General features: G+C 39.3%; 1 protein-coding gene. It reads right to left on the reverse strand.

Annotated elements, in window-relative coordinates; genetic code table 11:
- Positions 1 to 149: 149 nt before the first annotated feature.
- Positions 150 to 482 carry a DUF2087 domain-containing protein gene (locus ACFINZ_RS10710; RefSeq protein WP_375701509.1) on the reverse strand — a complete coding sequence of 111 codons (333 nt, stop codon included), beginning with the start codon at positions 480 to 482 and terminating at the stop codon, positions 150 to 152.
- Between the last annotated feature and the right edge of the window lie 258 nt (positions 483 to 740).

A 740-nucleotide genomic window follows, 5' to 3' on the forward strand; every position in this document is an offset into this window, starting at 1 on the left:
TGCAACAGTTTTGTGAAAAGTTCTGCAAAAATCATTTGTTTTTTTATGCCATTTGAAATGTAATCAGGGTAAAGCTTGCATCGAAAAAGATGATGATTTTATTTAAAGTTCCCTGCTTTTGAAATTATTCCCAAAAAAAATCGTATTTTTTAATGCACGCGTTGATGTTTGCCCCCATGGCGTTGTAAAAAGCTCCTCTCAACAAGGGTACGCCGTAATCTAGCAAAATCTACCGTAAAGAGGTTGCATATCTTGAAGACTTCCGTTTTGCTATAGATTTTTTCCCTTTGAAAGGCTTGGACAATTTTTTGCAGCATTTCTTCTGTTTCTAAGTGTCGGTCACTTAAATTTTCTCTCTCCCGCTCATTTGTATCTTCTAGTGCTTTCCAGAGTGTTCTTTCCGCTTGAAATCCTTCTTGGGTGCTTTGAATAAGACTAAGATTTAAAAGACGATTGATGGATTTGTGAATTTGGCACCACAATCGACATGTTTGAGGATATCAGAAAGATTTCTCGCGCCAAGGATAATGGCTGGCATAAACAGTGCGAAGTGTCTATGAGGTCATGGCAGAGATCAGTGAATTACGGGTCTATCGTTTGTGAAGGGCTTCTTTTCCCATGGGTAAAAGATCATTGCGAATGGGCAGTTCATTGATTTCTATGAGTTCTGCTTGTAGTGATTGTGCGCGTACAATTTGTTCGGCAGGGGTGTGGTTGCGAATGATACCAAGACCACTTTG

The organism is Bartonella sp. AA81SXKL, from assembly GCF_042196945.1.
Taxonomy (GTDB): domain Bacteria; phylum Pseudomonadota; class Alphaproteobacteria; order Rhizobiales; family Rhizobiaceae; genus Bartonella.